Annotated in this window: 7 protein-coding genes; 5 read left to right on the top strand and 2 right to left on the bottom strand. The window is 40.6% G+C overall.

Features of this window, described 5'->3' with window-relative positions:
• Both JGK39_RS32790 and JGK39_RS32785 read right to left on the bottom strand, forming a co-directional pair.
• On the bottom strand, positions 1-200 hold a 200-nt coding region (locus JGK39_RS32790; RefSeq protein WP_293298981.1), incomplete at its 3' end, for a hypothetical protein.
• 49 nt (positions 201-249) lie between these two features.
• Positions 250-1,206 carry a hypothetical protein gene (locus JGK39_RS32785; protein WP_293298978.1) on the bottom strand — a complete coding sequence of 319 codons (957 nt, stop codon included), beginning with the start codon at positions 1,204-1,206 and terminating at the stop codon, positions 250-252.
• Positions 1,207-1,337: 131 nt separating this feature from the next.
• Between JGK39_RS32785 and JGK39_RS32780 the strand changes: the two genes are divergently transcribed.
• The 5 genes from JGK39_RS32780 to JGK39_RS32760 all read left to right on the top strand — a co-directional run bounded on the left by JGK39_RS32780 (position 1,338) and on the right by JGK39_RS32760 (position 4,310).
• A complete protein-coding gene (locus JGK39_RS32780) occupies positions 1,338-1,925 on the top strand; it encodes a hypothetical protein (RefSeq protein ID WP_293262646.1) in 588 nt (195 codons plus the stop codon).
• A gap of 169 nt (positions 1,926-2,094) precedes the next feature.
• Positions 2,095-2,313 carry a hypothetical protein gene (locus JGK39_RS32775; protein ID WP_293298976.1) on the top strand — a complete coding sequence of 73 codons (219 nt, stop codon included), beginning with the start codon at positions 2,095-2,097 and terminating at the stop codon, positions 2,311-2,313.
• A 67-nt stretch (positions 2,314-2,380) separates the two neighbouring features.
• Positions 2,381-3,142, top strand: a complete 762-nt coding sequence (locus JGK39_RS32770; RefSeq protein ID WP_293298973.1) for a hypothetical protein — start codon at positions 2,381-2,383, stop codon at positions 3,140-3,142.
• A gap of 16 nt (positions 3,143-3,158) precedes the next feature.
• Complete coding sequence (locus JGK39_RS32765) at positions 3,159-3,683, top strand: hypothetical protein (RefSeq protein WP_293308996.1); 525 nt, start codon at positions 3,159-3,161, stop codon at positions 3,681-3,683.
• A gap of 264 nt (positions 3,684-3,947) precedes the next feature.
• Complete coding sequence (locus JGK39_RS32760) at positions 3,948-4,310, top strand: hypothetical protein (protein ID WP_293262750.1); 363 nt, start codon at positions 3,948-3,950, stop codon at positions 4,308-4,310.
• Position 4,311 lies beyond the last annotated feature (1 nt).

The raw sequence follows: 4,311 nt of genomic DNA, 5'->3' as shown, positions 1-4,311 counted from the left end.
GCGGGCGTCCAGATAAGATTACCCGGAATAGTAAATTTGCCGTCCATCACAAAGGAATCATCTTTTGTGGATTCAAATCTATTTGTAGACTCGGTGTCTACCCGTTCAGCGTTTTGGTACAAATGTACCAGTTGCCAAAGTTGACCTTGGATTGTGGTGGCATTAATTGTACTGCCTGTTCCCGGTGTTATTGTTGCCATATTTTTAAAAGTAAGTCCCTACTTTAGCTCCCTACTTTAGGAAATGAGACTACTTGTATAAGATAACATTCTTTTTGACTAAGGGAATAGGTTTATTCATAAGTGGGAGTTTAAGAACCGCGTGGTCGAATACGCAATCTGCAATTGGTCTTTTTTCGTCAGGCTTAACAGACGTACCAGCAATAATTATTGGTTTAGTTTGTTTTGCGTATTTAGTCTTAGAAGTGCTACCAGAATAATTGAACCCATCTTTATCAGGAGTTTTGTCAATTATTTTTAGCATAGCTGTAAATAATGCTATACCGTCTTCTTCGTTTCTTACATAAGCATATCCCTCTAATCCCTGTAGTCGTGCCATTTGTCCAGAATAAGATAAACAATTTTTACCCTTTTTCCACAAATAATTTGTGTCTCCAAAAATAGTTTTTATTTTAGTTGCCCAGCGTTTTATATCAGCGGGCGTTACCTGTTCAGCTAGTTTGGCTTGAGAGATTTTGACATCATCGGTGTAACCCGATAGCCGCAGCCATTTAAGCCCTACTTTTCTGTCTTCACTTATAAAATAAAGCTCAATTAGCGGAAAACCTTTTAAAGGTGGCTTGCTGTTTTTGCCGCTAAAACTACTGCCATCGCTTCCTTTCTGGTAGCCGATAGCAATAATATGCGCTATCAAGTCGCGAGTTGTACCGGAAAGCATATAGCTCTCTGATTCGTTGTCTCTATCAGGAAAATATTCAATATGGCGTACCCCCGACTCACTGTCCGACTGAGTAAGTTCTAAATATTTAGGTGTAATCCAATCAGATATTCTAAAATTAGTAACTTTTTGGTCTCGGTTAGGAATACCGCGCTTCCACTCATTCCACCATTCATCCCAATCAATTCCGCCAGTTCTAACAATCTCTTGGATCGCAAAGAGTAAAGATGGCTCTTCATTGGTAAGTTTTAAATTTTCTGGTTTAGGTGCAGGTTGCTTTCGGGTTGCCATAAAAAATAATAAAGTCAAGGTGAGTAATTTTAGTATAAGCTAATAAATTTTTAAACCCTATAGGTTTCGGTAAAACAATACAAAGACAATCACGGATAATTAAAGGGTTACAATAATCGTGTAAACAAACAATTGAGACAACAAAACCTATGGGTAGATATTCTGATATTAATCGCGCAGAAGAGCTTTTAGCAGCAAAAAATAAGCTAGAGGCATGGAGAAAACTAGATGGGCCAGCCAAGAAGGCTGCATACAAAACAAGCCGGCTTGGGCTAAGGACTAACATTGGGCGACAGGTTGGATACATTAAGCCATTTGGAACGAGTGCAAACTTCTGGTATGAGACAAAAGTGTTAGCACCTCCCGACGACCCTGCGACGCCCAACGAAGAAAACGAAACTTCTTTGATTACTACTTTAGTTTCAGCAATTATCGGCGCAACGGGTAAGCGCGTTTTGACCGCAACACCTACTGGTGCTAACTTAATAATCAAAAAAGCGAAAAAAATAGAATTCGCTAAAGTTCGAGTTCAAGCCTCTTCGGGAAATAGCCGAGAAGCGACATCTAGATTTACTGGAAATAAATATCGACAACAAGAAGTCAAATCAGTGTCGTGTTCATTTGGGATGATAGGAGATGAAAACGAGCAAACGGCACGGGAAGCTATAAGAGCGGCATTAAAGACAGCACTTCCTACAGCGATTATCAGCTTCACTCCCCAAGGTTTTGTCGGATAAAACTTTCGTTTAACGAAAACTCTTGGGCTCAAGTATGGAATACTTCACCTGAGTCCAAGGAAACGAGTCGAATACAGCTTAGCTGCGAATTGTTTTATTTACGGGAATGGTGTTAATTTATTTGCTTGGGAATATGCAGGAACTATAACTTAGATAAAATAAAGTAAACATGAACAATCTGATTATTAAAATCAAGTTAGCGCAAATAGCCTTATTTTTTGCCGCTTTAATGCCCTTGTATGGATTAATTATGCAGATTATCAAAGCAGAGCGCAAAGCAGCCCTAGACCGCGAAAAAATGACAAATCAGCTAACGTTCATTGAAAAACGACTAGACAGTATAGACAATTGGAGGGCTGCTAATTCTGGGTTGCGTTTACCAAAGTAAATCGTTTTACCCTTATACTCTCCTGTTCTCTAAAGTAGGGAGCTAAAGTAGGGGCTTACTTTAGAGAATGTACAAAACACCCTACCTTAAACACATGACAATTTACTTCAATCCAGCAACAGAAAAGTATCCAGCAAAGCTAAGCATTGAGGAAAAGAATCTTACTGCTACCGACATTATTGGCATACAAGAAATGGTTGTTAGCGTCTCACCCGATGCTGTCAGTCTCTGTATTGTGCTTAGCGAAAGCAGTCTTGGCATTGTATCAAAAGACAAAAACTTTATCCCCACCGGAAAGAAGTGTAATTTGGCTTTTTATAAATCCAAGAAGCAAGCATACAGTCAGGAAGAAAAAAAGTACATTGAGGTAGCTGTATCACAGGATGAAAATTATCTTTTTTTAATTTTGAGGGATTACTTTGTCAAAAACCCCGCAGAAGGCTATGCGGGAATTATTGCGCCATGGTTAAATCCCTTTTTCTGGGATTTAATCAACAAAAATACTGCCGCCAGCAGCGAGATGGCAGGGGAAATTAAAGACAAATTGTTTGAGTTGACGCCATTAACAAAACTCGGGTACTTGACGGACGAAGATAGAACTAAGCTAGCGCAAGCTACAGTTTCAAAAGAGTCATTTACAACCGCTAGACAAGAAACTGAGGCAGAAAAGTTGGCGGCTAGATTAGCTTTTTTGCAACAACAACTAGCCACCCTTGATATCGAATTTAAGTCACTGAGTGAGTTAGCGTTAGTGATACCCGTTCTTCCTAGCGACATCGCCCCTGCGGTCAACCTTGCAATCGAGTGGACATTCAAACTAATTAAATAATTAACTGCAATTAACCATGAATGAAGCCGATTTGGAGATGATTAAGTTTGCCCGCGAACTGCACTCAGGCGAACATGGTGGGGGTGATGACTACTGGACAGATTTTGTTGATGACAATTCCTTGGGAGAGCTAGTTGTAAAGCATCTAAGGCTCGTTGCTCTTGGCATAAAGGATTTTGAGTACAAGATGCTAGCTAGTTTCGTATTGATGCAAAGCAGCCTATGCTCGATTGCACCAGTGATTCAACTCTTTGGTTCAGCGGGTAGCGGTAAATCTCAGTTACTACTAGCTATTTCTGAACTGACTGGGCAAGAAGTTTTTGTAGGTGGCTCAACTGGGGCTAGCATCAAGAATCATATCAACAAAATTAGATGGGCAGACCCATCGACGTTGACTCACGAAAAGAACTGTTTACTTCTTTGCGACAAGGTTAACCGCTCAACGTTTGACACGGACGAAACGCTAACAGTTTTTTTGAACGGCTACAACAGGAAAACCGACCGTCAATTTATCAGCAATGGCAAAGGCGAAAATATCTAATTCCGAACTTTTTGCCCCAAGTTATTTACTAGCATATGGAACGTTGAGAGCAAAGAACTGCTGAGAATAACACTAATAATCCGGACAAACAAATCTGCTAATCTTCCAGGACTCGTAGAGATTGAGTCGGTTAATTGGATGCCAGGAAGGGTTGCAATTAAAGAGTTTTGGCGACAGCCTCATACCTGGACAGCTTTCGCTGAATGCAAGGGCCAATTCATGAAGCAAAAGCAACCTCGACATAGCAAAGAATACTGGATTCTTATGAGAGACTTGCTCGCAACAGGCGTAGTTACTGGAGTTTTTGAGAGCATTGAAAGTGCTATCGAAGAGGCTGCGGAATGGCTGGACACCGCTACTAAGAAGCGCGTGCAGGTGCTAGACAGTGTGATTATTGAAGCAGTCGAGAAATACATCGGTAAAAAGCGATCGGAATGGGCAATGGTAGCAGCGGTAGTAGATATTCACATTCCGCCAAAGGCAATCAAAAATGCAATAGACGAGGCTGTAGCAGATGGTATTATTGAAGGTCCCAAATTAACAGCCACCCAAGAAAGTCTTACAAGCTTAGGGTTTAGACCTTTTCGAGATAATTCGGGTACATTTGTTTACCGCTTTATTCCATAAT

Source organism: Microcoleus sp. PH2017_12_PCY_D_A (genome assembly GCF_020738565.1).
Classification (GTDB): Bacteria; Cyanobacteriota; Cyanobacteriia; order Cyanobacteriales; family Microcoleaceae; genus Microcoleus.
Note: the sequence above shows the minus strand (reverse complement) of the source record. Positions and strands in the feature narration are given on the sequence as shown.